Source organism: Burkholderia sp. Ax-1724 (assembly GCF_011752995.1).
Taxonomy (GTDB): Bacteria; Pseudomonadota; Gammaproteobacteria; order Burkholderiales; family Burkholderiaceae; genus Paraburkholderia.
This window is the reverse complement of record NZ_VWWL01000024.1, coordinates 91,320-111,108: the sequence shown is the minus strand read 5'-3', so window position 1 is coordinate 111,108 and position 19,789 is coordinate 91,320. Positions and strand designations below refer to the sequence as shown.

At 63.9% G+C, this 19,789-nt stretch carries 15 protein-coding genes and 1 pseudogene; 2 read left to right on the top strand and 14 right to left on the bottom strand.

Annotated elements, in window-relative coordinates; genetic code table 11:
• Positions 1-138 precede the first annotated feature (138 nt).
• Together F3J19_RS26100 and F3J19_RS26095 are read right to left on the bottom strand one after the other, a co-directional pair.
• Positions 139-1,725: pseudogene (locus F3J19_RS26100) on the bottom strand (APC family permease); the annotation flags it as partial.
• 208 nt (positions 1,726-1,933) lie between these two features.
• Entirely contained in the window at positions 1,934-2,884 is a 951-nt protein-coding gene (locus F3J19_RS26095) for a choline ABC transporter substrate-binding protein (protein ID WP_167048232.1), read from the bottom strand.
• 541 nt (positions 2,885-3,425) lie between these two features.
• On the opposite strand from F3J19_RS26095, the gene F3J19_RS26090 reads away from it, so the two are divergent.
• Positions 3,426-4,460 carry a GlxA family transcriptional regulator gene (locus F3J19_RS26090; RefSeq protein WP_240159234.1) on the top strand — a complete coding sequence of 345 codons (1,035 nt, stop codon included), beginning with the start codon at positions 3,426-3,428 and terminating at the stop codon, positions 4,458-4,460.
• A gap of 31 nt (positions 4,461-4,491) precedes the next feature.
• On the opposite strand, the gene purU is transcribed toward F3J19_RS26090, so the two are convergent.
• The 7 genes from purU to F3J19_RS26055 form a co-directional block, all read right to left on the bottom strand.
• Entirely contained in the window at positions 4,492-5,361 is an 870-nt protein-coding gene (gene purU, locus F3J19_RS26085; protein ID WP_167048228.1) for a formyltetrahydrofolate deformylase, read from the bottom strand.
• A gap of 150 nt (positions 5,362-5,511) precedes the next feature.
• On the bottom strand, positions 5,512-5,967 hold the full coding sequence (locus F3J19_RS26080) for a dihydroneopterin aldolase (protein WP_167048226.1): 456 nt from the start codon (positions 5,965-5,967) through the stop codon (positions 5,512-5,514).
• Positions 5,964-6,608, bottom strand: coding sequence for a sarcosine oxidase subunit gamma (locus F3J19_RS26075; RefSeq protein WP_167048224.1), 645 nt, complete (start codon positions 6,606-6,608; stop codon positions 5,964-5,966). The genes F3J19_RS26080 and F3J19_RS26075 overlap by 4 nt, the downstream gene beginning before the upstream one ends.
• Complete coding sequence (locus F3J19_RS26070; RefSeq protein WP_167048222.1) at positions 6,598-9,606, bottom strand: sarcosine oxidase subunit alpha family protein; 3,009 nt, start codon at positions 9,604-9,606, stop codon at positions 6,598-6,600. Before F3J19_RS26070 ends, F3J19_RS26075 begins: the two co-directional genes overlap by 11 nt.
• Positions 9,603-9,911 carry a sarcosine oxidase subunit delta gene (locus F3J19_RS26065; RefSeq protein ID WP_167048220.1) on the bottom strand — a complete coding sequence of 103 codons (309 nt, stop codon included), beginning with the start codon at positions 9,909-9,911 and terminating at the stop codon, positions 9,603-9,605. Before F3J19_RS26065 ends, F3J19_RS26070 begins: the two co-directional genes overlap by 4 nt.
• A gap of 35 nt (positions 9,912-9,946) precedes the next feature.
• Entirely contained in the window at positions 9,947-11,191 is a 1,245-nt protein-coding gene (locus tag F3J19_RS26060; protein ID WP_167048217.1) for a sarcosine oxidase subunit beta family protein, read from the bottom strand.
• Between the two features lie 16 nt (positions 11,192-11,207).
• Positions 11,208-12,593: an L-serine ammonia-lyase gene (locus F3J19_RS26055; RefSeq protein ID WP_167048214.1), complete on the bottom strand. Its 1,386-nt coding sequence runs from the start codon at positions 12,591-12,593 to the stop codon at positions 11,208-11,210.
• Between the two features lie 419 nt (positions 12,594-13,012).
• Between F3J19_RS26055 and glyA the strand changes: the two genes are divergently transcribed.
• Positions 13,013-14,260: a serine hydroxymethyltransferase gene (gene glyA, locus F3J19_RS26050; protein ID WP_167048211.1), complete on the top strand. Its 1,248-nt coding sequence runs from the start codon at positions 13,013-13,015 to the stop codon at positions 14,258-14,260.
• A 114-nt stretch (positions 14,261-14,374) separates the two neighbouring features.
• On the opposite strand, the gene fdhA is transcribed toward glyA, so the two are convergent.
• From fdhA to F3J19_RS26025, 5 genes are all read right to left on the bottom strand, one after another.
• Positions 14,375-15,577: a formaldehyde dehydrogenase, glutathione-independent gene (fdhA, locus tag F3J19_RS26045; protein WP_167048208.1), complete on the bottom strand. Its 1,203-nt coding sequence runs from the start codon at positions 15,575-15,577 to the stop codon at positions 14,375-14,377.
• A gap of 97 nt (positions 15,578-15,674) precedes the next feature.
• Positions 15,675-16,835 (bottom strand): hybrid-cluster NAD(P)-dependent oxidoreductase, encoded by a 1,161-nt coding sequence (locus F3J19_RS26040; protein ID WP_167048205.1) that lies wholly within the window; start codon positions 16,833-16,835, stop codon positions 15,675-15,677.
• Between the two features lie 73 nt (positions 16,836-16,908).
• Positions 16,909-17,847: an FAD-binding protein gene (locus F3J19_RS26035; RefSeq protein ID WP_167048201.1), complete on the bottom strand. Its 939-nt coding sequence runs from the start codon at positions 17,845-17,847 to the stop codon at positions 16,909-16,911.
• A 13-nt stretch (positions 17,848-17,860) separates the two neighbouring features.
• Positions 17,861-18,610: an electron transfer flavoprotein subunit beta/FixA family protein gene (locus F3J19_RS26030; protein ID WP_167048198.1), complete on the bottom strand. Its 750-nt coding sequence runs from the start codon at positions 18,608-18,610 to the stop codon at positions 17,861-17,863.
• Between the two features lie 54 nt (positions 18,611-18,664).
• On the bottom strand, positions 18,665-19,786 hold the full coding sequence (locus F3J19_RS26025) for a betaine/proline/choline family ABC transporter ATP-binding protein (RefSeq protein ID WP_205193247.1): 1,122 nt from the start codon (positions 19,784-19,786) through the stop codon (positions 18,665-18,667).
• Positions 19,787-19,789 lie beyond the last annotated feature (3 nt).

The following is a 19,789-nucleotide window of genomic DNA, read 5'->3' as shown; positions in this document are numbered from 1 at the left end:
TCATCTTCAACTCCGTCCCGGATCACTACAAGACGATAGCCTTTACAGGCCGAATGCCGACGTGGGGTTCGTCGGCATCCCGATCGATCGCAACGGTTTCCCGCATGACGCCGCCGACCACCGAACTCCGCGGCTGCTTCAAACCGAAGCCGCCAGCCAATGCGAAACGGCCACCGTAAGCACGGCTGCGGCAAGCGCCCCATACGGCGCCAGATTCAACCACCGGCTGCGCGCCGGCACACTCACGTTCATATCTGACGCACTGCCCGCCGGAAAACGCCCGCGATCCTGCCAGTAGTGCCGGTAAGCGAATACCGGCACGATCAGCAGCATTGCGAGAAGACCATTGCGCAGCGTGCCCTCGCCTTGCAGATCGGCGCCGGCGCCGACGAACACCAGGTTGGCATAACCGCACAGCGCACCGAGCGCGAGCAGCCACGTCGGGCAGCGAAACGGGCGCACGCGCGTGCCGCGATCCATGCGATGAATCCATCCCGACTGCAGGTTGAGAAACACGAACAACATATAGCAGACGTTCGAGATCGACAGCACCGTCATATAGTCCGACATCGCCAGCAGCACGAGATTGAAGCAGAGGTCGGTCCACATCGCCGCCGTCGGCGCGCCGTGCCCGTTCACGCGCGAGAGGTAGCGCGGCAGCCAGCCGTCCACCGACGCCTGATAGAGCGTGCGCGACGATCCCATCATCGAGGTCATCACGATCAGCAGGATCGAGAGCATCAGCATCACCACGATGGCGTTGCCAACCCACGCGCCGCCGCCCACCATCGCGGCCATGGCGGTGCCCACGCCCGTGCCGTCGCCGATGCGCGGATCGAGCATCAGCGGCGTGCCGAGCGCGCCTTGAAACGCGAGAGGCACGAGCGTCATCACCACGAGGCAGAGCGCGCCCGACCAGAAGATTGCCTTGGCCGTATCGCGCCGCGGATCGCGAAACTCGCGCGTATAGCAGACCGCCGTTTCGAATCCATACGACGCCCATCCCGCCATGAACATCGCGCCCAGCGCCATCACCACGCCTTGCCCGTTCCAGGTGCCGAAGTACGCGGCGGTGAGAGTGCCGTGCGCGTCGCGCCCGAGCGGCAGCAGCGGCAGGAGATGTGCGGCGGGCACGTCGCCCGTGATGATCGGCACGAGGCCGACGATCAGCAGCGGCGTGAGCGAAGCGATGCCGAGTATCTTCTGCGTCTTCGCCGCCTTCGAAGCGCCGCTATGCTGAAGCCTGAACGTGACGAGCAGAAAGGCCGCGGCAATCAGAAACGTGGCGTTGATGCGCAAGGTCAGGCCGGGCTTGATAAAGCCGAGGTTGGCGAGCGTCCAGTGCCACTGCACGATGGCCGCGTCGGGCGCGAACAGTGTCGTGAGCGCATAGTTCGCGGCAAGCCCGCAGCCGAGCGCGAGCATCGGCGACCACGCCAGCCAGTTGCACCACACGGAAACGGGCGCGATCATCTTGCCGTAGCGGACCCAGCCGATCGCTCCGTACACCGAAGCACCACCCGACTTATGCGGAAAGAGCCCGGAGATTTCCGCGTAGGTCGCGCTTTGCACGAGACCCATCGTAATCGAGGCGATCCAGATAGCCCAGGCCGGCTGGCCGATCGTCGCGCACACGCCGCCAATCGTGAACAGCACGCCGGCGGGCACGCCGCTCGTCACCCAGAACGCGTCTTTCCAGTTCAGGCCGCGTTGCAGCCCATGACCCTGCCCGCCTCGTACGGTCTCTTCCTGCGCGCCACATGCACCGATTCCCGCCTGCTCCATCTGCCGCCTCCTGTCCGGAACGTTAATCGACCAGAATTGCCGCGCCAATAGGGATGTTCAGGGGCAGCGCCACGCGCATCCGACGCACGCGTCGCGCCTCGCCACCCACGGGCGCCCCATGGCGCCCCACGGCACGGGTGAATGCCTGTCAGTGCACGCCCAGCGAGGCGCGCACGGCGGGCAAGCCGGGCTTGCCGTCGAGCGTCGTCACGCCCGCGAGCCAGGCGTCGAGCACCTGCGGATTGCCACGCAGCCAGTCGGCGGCGGCCTTGTTCGGGTCCACCTTGTTGGCGATCGGCACCATCAGATGGTTTTCGATGTCGGTCGTGAAGCGCAGATTGGCGATGAACTTCGCGACGTTCGGGCAGCGCGCCGCATAATCGGGCGGCTGCGCCGTCAACACGCGCGCCGCGCCGTAGTCGGGACCGAATACGGCGTCGCCGCCGGAGAGATAGTCGATCTTCATCTGCACGTTCATCGGATGCGGCTCCCAGCCGAGGAAGACGATCCACTGCTTGTCGCGAATCGCGCGGTTGACCTGCACGAGCATCCCCGCCTCGCTCGATTCGACGAGCTTGAATTTGCCGAGCCCATACTGGTTCGCGCCGATCATCTTCTCGATGAGCGCATTGCCGTCATTGCCGGGCTCGATGCCGTAAATGCGGCCTTGCAGTTTGTCCGCATACTTCGCGATGTCCTGGAACGATTTCAGGCCGCCCTGGAAGACGTAATCGGGCACCGCGAGCGTGTACTTGGCGCCCGTGAGATTGGGCGTCGGCAGCACCTTGATCGAACCCGACTTCGTGAACGGCTCGACGATCGGGTCCATCGTGGGCGACCAGTAGCCGAGGAACACGTCGATCTGCTTGCTCTTGAGCCCCGCGAACGTGATCGGCACCGAGGCGATCGTCTTCGTCGGCGCATAGCCGAGGGCGCCGAGAATCGTCGAGGCGACGCCGGTCGCCGCCGCGATATCGGTCCAGCCCACGTCGGCGAAGCGCACGTCCTTGCACGCCATCGGATCGGCGGCATACGCGCTGGCACAGAGAACCGCGGCGCACGCGAGCGCGCCTGTTTTAAGCACGGGGAATCGGCACATCGTTGTCTCCTTGGCAATTCGGGTCATGAAGCCGCGCCGCCGGGCCCGTCGTAGGGAAATCGCATCGAATCCGGCGTGCGGCTCATCGGCGTGAATGGGGCACCGGTCATGGGGTGCGTCCCATGACACATGGTTGTCCGGCAAAAAGCCGATCAACGTAGCAATTGCGACGGGCAATTGCGCAGAAGCGACAAACGTTGCCGCCAATACCCACAGGACAGGGCTTTAAGTTGATTGAACGATCAATTTACAAAAAGCCAGCAGGTGCGGGGCAGGGATTCGGACGTATGCCCGATTCCTTTCATTCTGAAAATGTCATGGGTACGCGCGGCGCGTGTCGGGCAGCGAGCCAGGCCCGCTTTAAAGCCGCGCTGGAAGGCTCCGGCGCACGGCAGGTCGTGTATTCTTACGGGGGAGATTCAGAACGGAGTGACAGCGCCGACGCAAGCACTCCAACCCACCATATTCAATAAAATAGCTGCGTCCTCACCGTGGGCTTACGGCTAGCACGCATCACACACTTTCGCTCGGAATGCCTTCCATGCAGCCCCAGACAGTCTCGCCTCGCGACGGCCAAAAACCGCCGTTACGCTTCGGCATCGTCCTGCTTCCCAATTTCACGCTGACCGCCTTCTCCGGTTTCGTGGATCTGCTGCGTCTCGCCGGCGACGATGGCGACATGAGCCGCCCCGTGCGGTGCTCGTGGACCATCATCGGCGAAACGCTCGTGCCGATCCGCGCAAGCTGCGGCATTCAGGTCACACCGTGGGCAACTTATGAGGAAGCGGGCGCCTTCGACTATCTGGTCGTCGTGGGCGGCTTGCTGCACTCCGGCCCGTCCGCCAGCGACGCGACCTTGCGCTTCATCCGCGAAAACGCCGCGCGGCCGACCACGCTCGTCGGCATCTGCACTGGCGCTTTTTCACTGGCCCGCGCGGGCGTGATGGACGGCTACCGCATCTGCGTCAGCTGGTTTCACTATTGGGATTTCGTCGAGCGCTTCCCGTCGATTCCGGAATCGAGCCTGATCGCGGACCGGCTCTTCGTCATGGACCGGCGGCGCATTACCTGCTCGGGCGGCCGCGCGTCGATCGACGTTGCCGCGGCCATCCTGCTTCGGCACTTCGACGCAAGCATCGTGCAGAAAGCCCAGCGCATCCTGATCGTCGACGAGGCGCAAAAGGGCAACGCGCCGCAGCCGTATCCGGCCGGCCTCGCACCGACCACGCATCCGCAGGTGCGGCGCGCGATTCTCATCATGGAGCAGCATGTCGGGCACCCGTTGCCGCTCGCGGATATCGCGCATCGGGTCGATCTGTCGGTGCGGCAACTCGAAAGACTGTTCGCGGCCGAAACCGGCAAATCGCCGCATGCCTATGGCCGGCAATTGCGTGTGCGCATGGCCGCGTGGATGCTCACGAGTTCCGACCGCTCGGTCACGGAAATCGCCGCGTCATGCGGGTTCTCCGATGCATCGCACCTCGGCCGCGAATTTCGCAAGGAATATGGCGAAACGCCCCATGCGTATCGCGTGGCGCGATCGCAGGGGCTGACGCCGGACGTGAGCGTCGAATAAGCCGGCCATACCGCGCCGGCTGCGACGATCGTCACTGAAAGACGACGGTGCGGTCGCCGTTGAGAAATACCCGGCGCTCGGTAAACGCCTTGACCGCGCGCGCCAGCGTGATGCATTCGACGTCGCGGCCCACGGCCAGCAATTGCTCGGGCCGCAGCGCATGATCGACGCGTTCGACGAACTGCTCGATGATCGGCCCTTCGTCGAGATCGTCGGTGACGAAATGCGCGGTCGCGCCGATCAGTTTCACGCCGCGCGCATGCGCCTGGTGATAAGGCTTCGCGCCTTTGAAGCCGGGCAGAAACGAATGATGAATATTGATCGCGCGGTTGCCGAGCTTCTCGCAGGCGTCGGACGTGAGCACCTGCATATAGCGCGCGAGCACGACGAGTTCCGCGCCCGTGCGCTCCGCGAGGTCGAGCCACTGCTTCTCCTGCGCTTCCTTGCCGGCCCCGGTAATCGGAAAATGATGGAACGGCAGCTTGTGCGATTCGGCGAGCGCGGCCAGATCGTTATGGTTCGACGCAATGCCGACGATATCCATTTTCAGTTCGCCCATGCGCCAGCGAAACAGCAGATCGGCGAGGCAGTGCTCGAGCTTCGACACCATGATGAGCACCTTGGGACGCACCTCGGCGCTATGCACGGCCCACTCCATGTTGAAGTCGGCCGCGACCGGCGCGAACTGCTGCTTGAGTTTATCGACGCACAGCGGCTCGCCGCCGGCCGCATGAAATACGCAGCGTACGAAAAAGCGGCCACTCAGATCGTCGTCGAAAACATTGAGCGCGTCGATATAGCAATGATGCGCTTCCAGTACCCTGACCATCGCCGCGACCTGTCCCGGCCCGCTCGGGCACGACAGGGTGAGAATGAATTGCTCTTTGTTTTCGCCAATCATGGGAGTACCTGCGCAATAAGACGCGTAATCCGTGCACGCGGCGCGGGCACGGCGATCTGAACCTTCAGTTGTGCGCCTGCTTATCGATTACTTGTCGATTGCATATCGACTACGTACCGGCTGCATGGAGAAGCGGCGAGCGCGGCGGTTTTATTGGCTCGCGAGCGCTTGCGAACCGCGCCACGCGATCCAGTCTTCGCGCGTCCAGTCGAGTGCGATACCCACGCGGCGCGTGCCGGGCCGGATCTTCGGCTTGTGCAGTGCAAGTTCGAGCGTCTGCAACGCGGGCCACTCGCGAAACGAAAGCGCGGCCACGTCCACCGCGAGCATTTCGAGCAGCCGCGTATGCGGCTTGTGCGCGAGGAAGTCGGCAATGCGCGTGCACCAGCCGTCATAGTCGATCCACTCGCCGGACTCGTCGGGCGCGCCGCCGTAGCCAAGCCGCGCGTCGATCACGACCGGCTGCGGCGCGCCGTGTTCGTGCGCGTGGATGCCCACGTGCACCGGCACGCTCAACGCCTCGACGAACACGCTCCAGCCGCGCCCTCGCGTCTGCGCGAATGCGGCATCGAACGGCCGCGCAAACGCGCCCTCGACGAGCTTCATGACACGAGCGGCGCCGCGGCGTCGAGCATGATGCGGCAGAAGTAGTCGGCGAAACTGCGCCGCACGACCACTTCGAAGCGCTCCGCGCCGGTCGGAATCAGCATGATCGACGCCTTGAAATAGAAGCTCTGCGCGCATTGACCTTCGCCAAACATGCGCGGATGCAGATCGAGCGGACAGCCGCGCGCGAGCACTTCGCGCACGCGCGCGCCGCTCAGTTCCAGCACCGTATAGCCGCTGCCGACATCGACCGCCGACGCCCACATGCCGTTCAACGCCCGCACGAGCGCGTCTTCGAGCACGCCGGCGTTGACCGCTTCGCGCGAACGCACGAGCCATTCGTCGGGACCGAGCCACAGCACGTCGTACTGCGCGGCGGACACCCGCGTATTGGGCTGCGCGGGCACCGCACAGCCGACCACCCGCGCGAACGCCTCGGCAAACGCGGCATCGCCGGGCTCGCCGCGCACCGTCACGAGATCGCGGAACGGCAGCTCGCGCATCGCGAACGCCTTCGTCACGCGCTCGCCTTGCGCTTCATGCGCGTCGAGCAGCGCGGCCACGCCTACGCACGGCGACTCCAGCGGCACCGTCGCCGCGCGTTCCCCGAGGGGCACCGGTTCGATCGTTTCATTCAACATGCTGACGCACCCCTTCCGTGTCATAGAAAACCGGGCTCGCGATCGTCGCGGCAACGCGACGGCCATCGGCCATCGGCACCACGACTTTCTCGCCCATCTTGCCGAGACCGCCCTTCACCACCGCGAGCGCGATCGAGCGGTCGAGAACCGGGCTGTAATAGCTCGACGTGACGTGGCCGAGCATCGGCGTCGTCCCGTCGGCACGCGTCACCGCATCGGGCGCGACGATCTGGCCGCCTTCGGGCAGCACGTACTGCGCGTCGTCGGTGAGCAGGCCGACGAACTGCTTGCGGCCTTCCTTCGCCGTGTCCGAGCGAGAGAGCGAACGCTTGCCGAGGAAGTCCTTCGCCTTCGAAACAAGCCCGCCCATGCCGAGATCGAAAGGCGTCACCGAGCCGTCGGTATCCTGGCCGACGATGATGTAGCCCTTCTCCGCGCGCAGCACGTGCATCGTTTCCGTGCCATACGGCGTGATGCCGAATTCGGCGCCCGCCTGCATCAGCGCTTCCCAGACCGCGCGGCCCGCGTTGGCCGGCACGTTCACCTCATAGGCCAGCTCGCCCGAGAAGCTGATGCGCATGACGCGCGCCTTCGCGCCCGCCACCGTGCCGTTGCGATACGACATGAACGGAAACCCGGCATTCGCGAAGTCGATGTCCGCGCAGACCTTTTGCAGCACCTTGCGGCTCTTCGGGCCGACCACGGCGAAGGTCGCCCAGTGGTCGGTGACGGACGCGAGCCGCACCTTCATGTCGGGCCATTCCGTTTGCAGCCAGCGTTCGAGCCACGTCAGCACGCGCGCCGCGCCGCCCGTCGTGGTGGTCATCATGTAGTGCTGCTCGCCGAGGCGCACCGTCACGCCGTCGTCGAAGACCATGCCGTTTTCGTCGAGCATCAGGCCGTAGCGGCACTTGCCGACTTCGAGCTTGCTCCACGGGTTCGTATAGACCCAGTTCAGCAGTTTGGCGGCGTCCGGTCCCTGAATGTCGATCTTGCCGAGCGTCGACGCGTCGAGCATGCCGACGCCGTTGCGCACCGCAAGACATTCGCGCTTGACGGCCGCGTGCAGGTCCTCGCTGCCTTGCGGGTAATACCAGGGCCGCTTCCAGTTGCCGACGTCCTCGAACATCGCGCCATGCTCGACGTGCCATTCGTGAATGCAGGTCTTGCGGATCGGATCGAGCAGATCGCCCAACTCGCGCCCCGCGAACGTGCCGAACGTGACGGGCGTGTAGTTCGGGCGGAACGTCGTCGTGCCCGTTTCGGGAATCGACTTGCCGAGCGCATCGGCGAGAATCGCCATGCCGTTGATGTTGCCGAGCTTGCCCTGATCGGTGCCGAAGCCCATGGCCGTATAGCGCTTGACGTGCTCGACCGATTCGAAGCCTTCGCGCGCGGCGAGCAGGATGTCCGCCGCCGAGACGTCGTTCTGGAAATCGACGAACTGCTTCGGCCCGCGCGCCGCGGCCTCGCGGCTGCCGACCAGCCAGAGCGGCTGGATGGGCGCCTCGGCATGATCGACGAGCTTCAGCAGCGGCGGGCGCTCGACCGCGAAGCCGAGCGATTTGGCCGCATCGACGCCCGCGTCGATCGCGAGCGCCAGCGCCCGCGCAAAACCGAACTCGCCGGCGGCCGCGCCCACGCTCACCTCTTGCTGCACGCGCTTGCCGGGCATGAAGCACGCCTTCGCCTCGTTCCAGTGCGCCTTGCCGCCCGATTGCGCGAACAGATGCAGCACCGGGCTAAAGCCGCCCGACATCGCGAGCAGATCGCAGGGAAGCTCGGCCTGCTTCGCACCGCTGCGGCCGTTCGCCCACGCGACGACCTCGACCGACGACACGCGCAGCTTGCCGCGCGCGCTCGCCACCGCCGCGCCGTTCATCACCTTGATGCCCTGGCGGCGCGCCGCCGCTTGCAGCTCGCTCGCGCCTTGCGCGCGCGGATCGACGACCGTCACCGCCGCACCGCATGCCTTCAGATCGAGCGCGCACTGATAGCCCGCGTCGTTGTTCGCGAACACGACCGCGTTACGGCCCGGCAGCACCGCATAACGGTGGATATACGCCGACACCGCCGAGGCCAGCATCACGCCCGGCAGATCGTTGTTGCCGAATACGAGCGGGCGCTCCTGCGCGCCGGTGGCGAGAATCACGCGCTTCGCGCGGATCTTCCACAGCACTTCGCGCGAACCGCGGCGCGCGGACACCGGCAGATGCTCGGTGAGACGCTGCGTGACGGTCACGAGGTTGTGATCCTGATAGCCGAATGCGGTGCTGCGCGACAGAATCGTCACGTCGGGCAGCGCGGCGAGTTCGGCCTCGACCTTTTCGACCCAATGAATCGCGGGACGCCCGTCGATCTCGGTCTTGCCCGCGAGCAGGCTGCCGCCCAGTTCGCGCTGATCGTCGACGAGCATCACGCGCGCGCCGCTGCGCGCCGCGGTGAGCGCCGCGAGCAGGCCGCTCGGTCCGCCGCCGACCACCAGCACGTCGCAATGCGCAAAAGACTTGTCGTAGCGGTCGGCGTCGAGCGCCTCGGGCGCCTTGCCAAGACCCGCCGCCTCGCGAATCTTCTCCTCGTACTTCGGCCACCATTTGCGCGGCCACATGAAGGTCTTGTAGTAGAAACCCGCGGGCAGAAAGCGCGCAAACTTCTGGTTGACCGCCATGCGATCCTGTTCGAGCGACGGCTCCGCGTTCACGCTGGTCGCGACGAGCCCCTGATACAGCTCGATCTCGGTCGCGCGCGCGTTCGGCACGGTATACGCGCCGCGTTCGAGCTGCACGACCGCGTTCGGCTCGGCGACGTCGGCCGTGACGATGCCGCGCGGCCGGTGATACTTGAAGCTGCGCGCGACGAAATGCACGTCGTTGGCGAGCAGCGCCGAGGCCAGCGTGTCGCCCTGATAGCCCTGATACGTGCGGCCGTTGAACGTGAAGTTCAACGGAATCGCGCGATTGACGCGCCCGCCCGTGCCGAGTCGGTTCTTCTGGCTCATGCCTTGTCTCCTTGCGCCGGCGTGGTCGAGTCGCCCGTCGCGCCGCCGCGCCGGAACGTCTCGTAGCCGAGAATTTCGTACGTGACGGTGTCGCGCGTCGCCATGAACCAGCGGCGGCAACCCTGCGCGTGCAGCCATTGCTCCTTGTGCACGCCGCGCGGGTTATGGCGCATGAACAGGTAGTCGCCCCATTCCTTGTCGGTGAGTTGTTCGGTCTCCAGCGGGCGCGCGATCTCGGCTTCGCCGCCGCAGGTGAATTCCGCTTCGGCGCGCGGGCCGCACCACGGACATTCGATCAGCAACATGTGGTTTTCTCCTGGTAAGCGGGTGCGTGCGGCACTCAGTGCGCGACGGCGGCAGCGCCGTGCTCGTCGATCAGATGGCCGGTATAGAAGCGGTCGAGCGAAAACGCTGCGTTCAGCGGATGCGGCTCGTCGTTCGCGATCGTGTGCGCGAACACCCAGCCCGAACCCGGCGTCGCCTTGAAGCCGCCCGTGCCCCAGCCGCAATTGAAATAGAGCCCTTTGACGTCGGTCTTGCTGATGATCGGGCAAGCGTCCGGCGACACGTCGACGATGCCGCCCCACTGCCGGTTCATGCGCACGCGCGAGAACACCGGGAACATTTCGACGATCGCCTGCAAGGTGCCTTCGATAATGTTGAAGCTGCCGCGCTGGCCGAAGCCCGTGTATTGATCGACCCCCGCGCCGATCACGAGATCGCCCTTGTCGGACTGGCTGATATACGCGTGCACCGCGTTCGACATGATGACCGTATTGACGACCGGCTTGATCGGCTCGGACACGAGCGCCTGCAACGGATGGCTTTCGAGCGGCAGGCGCACGCCGGCCATGTCGGCAAGCGTCGTGGTGTTGCCGGCGGCCACCACGGCGACCTTCTTCGCCTTGATGAAGCCCTTCACGGTATCGACGCCCGTCACGCGCGCGCCGTCGCGGCGAATGCCGGTTACCTGGCAGTTCTGGATGATGTCCACGCCGAGACGGTCCGCGCCGCGCGCGAAGCCCCACGCGACCGCATCGTGACGCGCCACGCCCGCGCGCCGCTGGATCGACGCGCCCATCACCGGGTAACGGCTGTTGAGATTGATGGTCGGCTCGATTTCCTTGATCTGCGCGGGCGTGAGGAATTCGGCATCGACGCCGTTCAGGCGGTTCGCATTCACGCGGCGCTCGGTATCGCGCACGTCCTGCAGCGTATGCGCGAGATTCATCACGCCACGCTGGCTGAACATCACGTTGTAGTTGAGGTCCTGCGCGAGCCCTTCCCAGAGCTTCATGGCCTTTTCATAGAGCGCCGCCGACTCGTCCCACAGATAGTTCGAGCGCACGATCGTCGTATTCCGTGCGGTATTGCCGCCGCCGATCCAGCCTTTCTCCAGAATCGCCACGTTCTTCACGCCGTGTTCTTTCGCGAGGTAATACGCGGTCGCGAGACCGTGGCCGCCGCCGCCGACGATCACCACGTCGTATTCCTTCTTCGGCTCCGGGCTCTTCCATTGCCGCTCCCAGTTCTCGTGATACGACAACCCGTTGCGGAACAGACTGAATATCGAATAGCGGCTCATTTCGCGGTTTCCTTCGTTAGCATTCGATGACGTTCACGGCCAGACCGCCGCGCGACGTTTCCTTGTATTTGGTCTTCATGTCGGCCCCCGTTTCGCGCATGGTCTTGATGACGTTGTCGAGCGTGACGTAGTGCTGGCCGTTGCCCTTGAGCGCCATGCGCGCCGCGTTCAGCGCCTTGATCGCGCCCATCGCGTTGCGCTCGATGCACGGGATCTGCACGAGGCCGCCCACCGGATCGCAGGTCATGCCGAGGTTGTGCTCCATGCCGATCTCGGCGGCGTTCTCGACCTGCGACGGCGTACCGCCCATGACGGCCGCGAGCGCGGCGGCAGCCATCGAGCACGCGACGCCCACTTCGCCCTGGCAGCCCACTTCGGCGCCGGAAATCGAGGCCGTTTCCTTGTAGATGATGCCGATCGCCGCCGCCGTCAGCAGGAAGTCGGCGATGCCCTGTTCGTTCGCGCCCGGCACGAATTTCACGTAGTAATGGAGCACGGCGGGAATCACGCCGGCCGCGCCGTTGGTCGGCGCCGTGACGACGCGCCCGCCCGCCGCGTTCTCCTCGTTGACGGCCATCGCGTAGAGATTGACCCAGTCGAGCATCGAGAGCGGATCGCGCAGCGACTCTTCGGAGCGCGCGCGCAGATGCGCGCAGAGATCGGCGGCGCGGCGGCGCACGTGCATCGGGCCCGGCAACTCGCCGTGCATCCGGCAGCCGCGCTCGACGCATGCGGCCATCGTGTGCCAGAGCGTCATCAGCCCTTCGCGCACGGCTTCGGGCGAACGCGAGGCGCATTCGTTCGCGTGGGCGATCTGCGCGATCGACAGGCCGCTCTCCTTGCACACGCGCAGCAGATCGTCGCCGGTGCGAAACGGCCAGGGCACGTCGTGCGCGCCGCGCTGGCCGTTCACGCGCTCGCCGTCGCGATTCACGACGAAGCCGCCGCCCACCGAGTAATACTCTTTCTCGACCAGCAACTGGCCGTTCTCGTCGAAGGCCTGGAAGCGCATGCCGTTCGGATGCACGATGCTCGTGCCGCTCATCAGCTTGCGGTAGAAGCCGATGCACTCCTTTTCCTCGAAGCGGATCGTCTGCCGGCCGAGCAGCGACAGCGACTTCTGCGCGCGGATCGCGGCGAGACGCGGCTCGATCTGGTCGGGATCGATGGTGTCGGGCAAATGGCCTTCGAGGCCGAGCAGCACCGCCTTGTCGGTGCCGTGGCCCTTGCCCGTCGCGCCGAGCGAGCCGTACAGCTCGACTTTCACGCGGCAGACGAAGCGCAGCAGATTCGCTTCGTCGATATGCGAAACGAAGCGGCAGGCCGCGATCATCGGGCCGACCGTGTGCGAACTCGACGGACCGATGCCGATCTTGAACAGATCGAAAACGCTGACGTTCATGCGACGCTCCCCTCGTGGACTCAGCGGTTGATGACAGTGTGCGTAGTACACCAACGCCAAAAGACTTCCGATAGAAGGAAAACGACATGCACGTGTAACTTTCCCGATTGGGTGCGTGGCGTGGCCGCTCTTCGTTCCGGTGTGCCGCCGGGCGCGCGTGGAAAACCGCATGCAGGCCGTATACAGAGGCAACGCGCAGGCCACACGCAAGCCACATGCGGACCGTATGCTTGAGCCGTGTGCACTCCGGGAAAGCCCTGGTCGGTCGTTTTCATCGCCGGTATCGGCGTACTAGCGCGCTGTCGCAATTCTTCTAGTCGCACGAATTTCGAATTACCAGAATCACGTCAGGCTCGCGCATCGCGACGCAATCGGTACGAGATTCCTCCAACGCATCCTTCAACGAACCGGACCTCAACATGTTCAACCGTTCAACGAGCACCGTAGAAAACGTCGATCCCGAACTCTTCAAGGCGATCGAACTCGAGAACCGCCGTCAGGAAGAGCACATCGAACTGATCGCGTCGGAAAACTACACCTCGCCCGCGGTCATGGCCGCACAGGGCTCGCAACTCACGAACAAGTACGCCGAAGGGTATCCGGGCAAGCGCTACTACGGCGGCTGCGAATATGTGGACGTGGTGGAGCAGCTGGCGATCGACCGCGTGAAGCAGCTGTTCGGCGCGGAAGCCGCCAACGTGCAGCCGAACTCCGGTTCGCAGGCCAATCAGGGCGTGTTCTTCGCCATGCTCAAGCCGGGCGACACGATCATGGGCATGAGCCTCGCGCATGGTGGCCACCTCACGCACGGTTCGCCCGTCAACATGTCGGGCAAGTGGTTCAACGTGGTCAGCTACGGCCTGAACGAAGCCGAAGACATCGACTACGACGCGGCCGAAAAGCTCGCGCAGGAACACAAGCCGAAGCTCATCGTGGCGGGCGCGTCCGCGTTCGCGCTGCGCATCGACTTCGAGCGCCTCGCGAAGATCGCGAAGTCGGTCGGCGCGTACCTGATGGTCGATATGGCGCACTACGCCGGGCTGATCGCGGCGGGCGTCTACCCGAACCCGGTGCCGCACGCCGACTTCGTCACGACCACCACGCACAAGAGCCTGCGCGGCCCGCGCGGCGGTGTGATCCTGATGAAGGCCGAGTTCGAGAAGCAGATCAACTCGGCCATCTTCCCGGGCATCCAGGGCGGTCCGCTCATGCACGTGATCGCCGCCAAGGCGGTCGCGTTCAAGGAAGCGCTGTCGCCGGAGTTCAAGGCGTATCAGCAGCAGGTCGTCGAGAACGCGCGCGTGCTCGCTGAAACGCTGGTCAAGCGCGGTCTGCGTATCGTCTCGGGCCGCACGGAAAGCCACGTGATGCTGGTCGATCTGCGCGCGAAGAAGATCACCGGCAAGGCGGCGGAAGCGGCGCTCGGTGCCGCGCACATCACGGTCAACAAGAACGCGATCCCGAACGATCCGGAAAAACCGTTCGTGACCTCGGGTGTGCGCCTGGGTTCGCCGGCGATGACCACGCGCGGCTTCGGCGTGAAGGAAGCCGAGCAGGTCGGCAACCTGATCGCCGACGTGCTGGACAACCCGGAAGACGCCGCGACGATCGAACGCGTGCGTGGGCAGGTCGCCGAGTTGACCCAGCGTTTCCCGGTGTATCGCTAAGGTTTGGGCGAAACGAGAGGGGCGCGAGCGTGCTTTATACGCGCTCGCGCCCCCTCGTTTCCGGTCATGCCTGCATGGCTGTCAAGCGCTGCCTCAGGTAGTCTCAGGTAGTCCTTATGCAGCCGCCTTCAGACTGTCGTGCGGATCGATGACGAATTTCTTCGGCACCCCCGAGTCGAATTCGGCATAACCGGACGGCGCATCATCGAGCTTGATGACCGTGACGTTGACGACCTCGGCAATGTTCAGGCGGTCCCACAAGATTGCCCGCATCAGATTCCGGTTGTATTTCATGACCGGAGTCTGCCCCGTAAAGAACGAGTGCGATTTCGCCCAGCCCAAGCCCAATCTCACGGACAGACTGCCTTGCCGCGCAGCGGCATCGACGGCACCCGGGTCGTCGGTGACGTACAAACCTGGGATGCCTATGTTCCCCGCGACTCTCGTGACTTCCATCAGCGAATTGAGCACGGTGGCGGGCGCCTCGACCTGCGAACCCGCATGACCGTGGCCTCGTGCCTCGAAGCCGACGCAGTCGATCGCGCAATCCACCTCGGGCTCGCCGACCAGCCCGGCGATCTGGTCCGCCAATGAAGCGTCCTTCGAGAGATCGACGGTTTCGAACCCGACGCGCCGTGCATGTGCGAGCCGCACCGGATTCACATCTCCGATAATCGTCACCGCCGCGCCGAGAAGACGCGCCGAAGCCGCCGCGGCCAGGCCCACCGGCCCCGCGCCCGCCACATACACACTGGCCCCCGGGCCCACGCCCGCGGTGACGGCGCCGTGGTAGCCCGTGGGAAGAATGTCGGAGAGACAGGTGAGGTCGCGGATTTTCGCCATAGCCCGGTCGCGGTCGGGAAACTTCAACAGATTGAAGTCGGCGAACGGCACCATCACGAACTCGGCCTGGCCGCCAATCCAGCCGCCCATGTCGACATAGCCATAGGCCCCGCCGGCACGCGCGGGATTCACCGTGAGGCAGACACCAGTGTTCTGCGACTTGCACATCGGACAGCGGCCGCATGCCACATTGAACGGCACGGACACCAGATCGCCCTTCTGCAGGGTCACGACATCCGAGCCGACCTCGATCACCTCGCCGGTAATTTCATGGCCGAGGACGAGGCCGGCCGGTGCCGTTGTCCGTCCACGAACCATATGCTGGTCCGAGCCGCAGATATTGGTCGCGACGACACGCAGAATGACGCCATGATTGGCCTTGCGACCGGCCGGGTCGATCAATTCGGGGAATGCGATGTTCTGAACCTCGACTTTCCCCGGTCCGATATAAACAACTCCACGATTTCCTGACATAGTGCCTCCCAGTTGGGTGTGCCAAACCGTTCACGGTTTCGAAGCCGTACAACGTCAATGCGGGTGTCAGTCCAGGTGTCAATGCGCGTTTGCGATCTCACAACTCGAGAACGAGATCCGACATGGGCCGGCTGCAACACAGCAGACGGAACCCTTTCTGAATCTCCCGTTCGCGAATGCCGCCGTTGTGTTTCATATCGACGGTGCCGTCGAGCAGTTTTGTCTTGCAGGTGCCGCAAAGCCCCTGACTACAGGACGATGGAATCATCACGCCGTTCTTCTTCGCCGCGGCCAATACCGTTTCGGACGCGTGCATCGTAAAAGATCTCGAAGAGCGGGACAGTCTCACGGTGAAAGTGTCCTGCTCGACAGAGCTTTCGGAAGGCACGGACTCGGGTGCGGGCTCAGATACAGGCTCAAATACAGGCGCAGATGCAACCCCTTCGCTAATATCGAAGCTCTCCTGGTGATACCGCACCGGGTCGTGACCGCCCTCGCGCAGCATGTGCCGTACCGCACTCATATAGCCGGCAGGGCCGCAGGTGAAGACCTCGCGTTCCTTGAAGTCGGGCAGCCATTGCGCGAGTTGCGGCAAACTCAGTCGCCCCGTCGCGCCCGTCCAGTCCTGTTCTTCTCCGATGCCCTCGCAAACGAAGAAAAGACGAAGACGTGGCGATAGCGTCGCGAGCCGATGCAATTCCTCGCGAAAAACGATATCGGCAGGCGTCCTGGCGCTATGAACGAACGCGATATCGCGGTCGAGCCCGAGGTCGATGCTCGCGCGAGTCATCGACATCAGCGGCGTCACACCGGAACCCGCGGACAGATACAACGATTTCGGCGCGGACGCTACCGTCGGCGTAAATACGCCGGACGGCCCGAACGCACGCAACTGGCCCCCCGGCCGCATGTTGTCGTGAAGCCAGTTGGACATGACACCGCCCGGCACCCGCTTGACGGTGATCGAAATCAGATACGGGCGCGTCGGGGGAGAAGAAAGGGTATAGCAGCGCTGCACCGCTTGTCCGTTCACGACGGCGGATACCGTCAGGAACTGGCCCGGCTCAAAACGCACGGGCAAACCGTCGCCGGTTTGAAACTCAAAGCTGTTCACGTCATGCGTTTCCCGCGTCACACGACAGCAATTGAGCACCTGCTCTTCGGAACTGCTCCACAATCTTGCGCCGGTCTCCCAGGTCTTTGCATCGACCAACCTGTCGGCCGTCTGGAACGCGGATACCATTTGCGTGGAATTCATCTCAGGACTGCCTTCCTGTTCGAATGCGCGAGACGGTCGGCCGCCTGTCGCGCGGCCGGCCACATTCACCGCCTCAGGCTTTGATCGCGTCGACCAGCTCCGGTACTACCTCGAACAGATCGCCCACGATCCCGTAATCGGCAACGCCGAAGATCGGCGCCTCCGGGTCCTTGTTAATCGCGACAATGATTTTCGAATCCTTCATGCCGGCCAGATGTTGAATCGCACCGGAGATGCCGACCGCGAAATAGGCTTGCGGCGCGACGATCTTGCCGGTCTGTCCGACCTGATAATCGTTGGGCACATACCCCGCATCGACTGCCGCACGCGATGCGCCAAGAGCCGCACCGAGTCGATCGGCCAGCGGCTCCAGCGTGCGCCTGTAGTTTTCACCGCTGCCAAGGCCGCGGCCACCGGAAACGATGATGTCGGCACTGGTCAGCTCGGGCCGGTCGAGCCGCGTCATGACCCGGCTCACGAACTGTGACGTGCCGGCGTCGGCCGCAACGTCAATCTTCTCGATCGAAGCATGGTTGCCTTCAGGCTCGACCGGCTCGAAAGCGGTGGCACGCACCGTGACGACCTTGATTGCATCGGTCGATTGCACCGTCGCTATCGCATTGCCCGCGTAGATGGGCCGCTCGAACGTATCGCCGGAAACGACGGCCGTGATCTCGCTGATCTGCGCGACATCGAGCTTTGCGGCGATACGTGGCGCGATATTCTTGCCGAATGCCGTAGCGGGCGCGAGTATGTGCGAGTACGTTTTCGCAATCGACATCACCGTCGCTTCGATGTTTTCCGCGAGTCCCGCTTGAAGCTGCGGTGCGTCCGCCACGAGTACCTTCGAAACGCCAGCGATTTTCGCGGCAGCGCCCGCGACCTCTGCCACGTTATAACCGGCAACGAGTACGTCGATATCGCCGCCGATAGCCTTCGCGGCGGCAATCGTATTGAGTGTCGCGGCCTTGATGCCGGCGCCGTCATGTTCGAGGACAACCAGATTTGTCATGATGCCGTTTCCCCTACAGAATTTTCGCTTCCGTTCTGAGTTTCTCGACCAGCGTCTTCACATCCGGCACCTTGATGCCGGCAGACCGCTGCGGCGCTTCCGCCACTTTCAGCGTCTTCAGGCGCGGACGCACATCGACCGACAGGTCTTCCGGTTTGATTGTTTGCAAAGGCTTCTTCTTCGCCTTCATGATATTCGGCAACGTCACGTAGCGCGGCTCGTTCAAACGCAGATCGGTCGTCACGACGGCGGGTAAAGTCAGCGACAGCGTTTCGGCGCCCCCGTCGATTTCGCGCGCGACCGTTGCCTTGCCGTCGGCCATGACGATCTTCGATGCGAATGTCGCCTGCGGCATGCCGGCCAATGCGGCAAGCATCTGGCCCGTTTGATTCGAATCGTCGTCAATAGCCTGCTTGCCGAGAATCACCAGTTGCGGCTGCTCCTGATCGACAAGTGCCTTCAGCAACTTCGCGACTGCGAGAGGCTGCAACTCGTCGCCGGATTCGATCAGGATCGCGCGATCGGCGCCGATCGCCAGCGCCGTGCGCAGCGTTTCCTGCGACTGGGCACTGCCGGCGGAAACGGCAACGACTTCCGTCGCCATTCCCGCTTCTTTCAGTCTGACCGCTTCTTCCACCGCGATCTCGTCGAATGGATTCATCGACATCTTCACATTCGCGATATCGACGCCGGTACCATCGGACTTCACGCGGACTTTCACGTTGTAGTCGACCACGCGTTTCACTGCGACAAGTACGATCATGAGAATGTCCCGTCAGGGTGTGCCTGATTGAAAATCAAGTCGAAGAGATAGCGATCAATCCAGTTTTGAGCGGATCGCCGCCAGTGCTGTTGCATAGTCGATAACACCGACGACCTCTTTCTCATGCATGACGGCGAGAGGTCGGGAGTCGCCGCCGAACGCGTCCAGCACCTGAGGCAGCCGCGCATCCAGATCGATGCTGCGATGTGACGAGACGTCATGTGGCAAGCCGCTCGTGAACTGCCGCATCATCGCGCCCGCCGTCAGAACTTGCAGGCGCCCGACGCCTTTTGCAAAATCCTTCACGTAGTCGTTGACCGGCATGTTGACCACGTCGAAGGGCGTGCCGATCTGAACGATCTTCCCGTCCTTCATAACGGCGACACGGTCACCGATACGAATCGCTTCATCGAGATCGTGCGTAATGAAAACCGCGGTCTTGCCGAGGCGGCGCGAGACTTCGACGAACTGCTCGGCGAGTTCGCGACGTACGATGGGGTCCAATGCGCTGAAAGGCTCGTCCATCAGCAGGATGTCCGGGTCGGTCGAGAGTGCCCGGGCAAGTCCGACACGTTGCTGCATGCCGCCCGACAACTGATCCGGATAGTGATGTTCCCAGCCCGACAGTCGAACCGCCGCGAGCGCGCTTCGAGCAGCATCCAGTTGTGCGGAGCGCGATAGTCCCCGGCCCTGAAGAACGAACAGCACGTTCTCCAGAACGGTGAAATGCGGCCAGAGCGCCATGTTCTGAAACACCATGCCGAAGCGCTTCGCGCGCAATTCCCGCAGCGGTTTGGCTTTCAGGTTGGCCGTCTGCTCGCCTTCGATCCAGATTTCCCCAGCGGTCGGATCGATCAGGCGGTTAATGTGGCGCAGCAAAGTCGATTTACCGCATCCGGACAAGCCCATGATGCACAGCGTTTCTCCCCGGCTGACCGTGAAGCTGACGCCAGCCACCCCGACCACGCAGTCGAAGCGGCGCTTCACTTCGTCCTTGTCGATACCCTCGCGTTTTATCGACGCCAGCGCTTCTTTTGCACGGCGCCCATACAATTTCCAGATGTCGCGGCACTCGATGACGGTTTCTCCCTGCTGCGTAACAGCAGATGGCGTGGACCGTATAACAGGTTTCGCATTCGCATGGACGGGCCGGAGAATGGACGGTTCTGGCATCATGGG

Bases quoted from the DNA above. Each gene is read 5' to 3' on its own strand.
- F3J19_RS26095 (WP_167048232.1), bottom strand. From the start codon at position 2,884: ATGTGCCGATTCCCCGTGCTTAAAACAGGCGCGCTCGCGTGCGCCGCG.
- F3J19_RS26090 (WP_240159234.1), top strand. From the start codon at position 3,426: ATGCAGCCCCAGACAGTCTCGCCTCGCGACGGCCAAAAACCGCCGTTA.
- purU (WP_167048228.1), bottom strand. From the start codon at position 5,361: ATGATTGGCGAAAACAAAGAGCAATTCATTCTCACCCTGTCGTGCCCG.
- F3J19_RS26080 (WP_167048226.1), bottom strand. From the start codon at position 5,967: ATGAAGCTCGTCGAGGGCGCGTTTGCGCGGCCGTTCGATGCCGCATTC.
- F3J19_RS26075 (WP_167048224.1), bottom strand. From the start codon at position 6,608: ATGTTGAATGAAACGATCGAACCGGTGCCCCTCGGGGAACGCGCGGCG.
- F3J19_RS26070 (WP_167048222.1), bottom strand. From the start codon at position 9,606: ATGAGCCAGAAGAACCGACTCGGCACGGGCGGGCGCGTCAATCGCGCG.
- F3J19_RS26065 (WP_167048220.1), bottom strand. From the start codon at position 9,911: ATGTTGCTGATCGAATGTCCGTGGTGCGGCCCGCGCGCCGAAGCGGAA.
- F3J19_RS26060 (WP_167048217.1), bottom strand. From the start codon at position 11,191: ATGAGCCGCTATTCGATATTCAGTCTGTTCCGCAACGGGTTGTCGTAT.
- F3J19_RS26055 (WP_167048214.1), bottom strand. From the start codon at position 12,593: ATGAACGTCAGCGTTTTCGATCTGTTCAAGATCGGCATCGGTCCGTCG.
- glyA (WP_167048211.1), top strand. From the start codon at position 13,013: ATGTTCAACCGTTCAACGAGCACCGTAGAAAACGTCGATCCCGAACTC.
- fdhA (WP_167048208.1), bottom strand. From the start codon at position 15,577: ATGTCAGGAAATCGTGGAGTTGTTTATATCGGACCGGGGAAAGTCGAG.
- F3J19_RS26040 (WP_167048205.1), bottom strand. From the start codon at position 16,835: ATGAATTCCACGCAAATGGTATCCGCGTTCCAGACGGCCGACAGGTTG.
- F3J19_RS26035 (WP_167048201.1), bottom strand. From the start codon at position 17,847: ATGACAAATCTGGTTGTCCTCGAACATGACGGCGCCGGCATCAAGGCC.
- F3J19_RS26030 (WP_167048198.1), bottom strand. From the start codon at position 18,610: ATGATCGTACTTGTCGCAGTGAAACGCGTGGTCGACTACAACGTGAAA.
- F3J19_RS26025 (WP_205193247.1), bottom strand. From the start codon at position 19,786: ATGATGCCAGAACCGTCCATTCTCCGGCCCGTCCATGCGAATGCGAAA.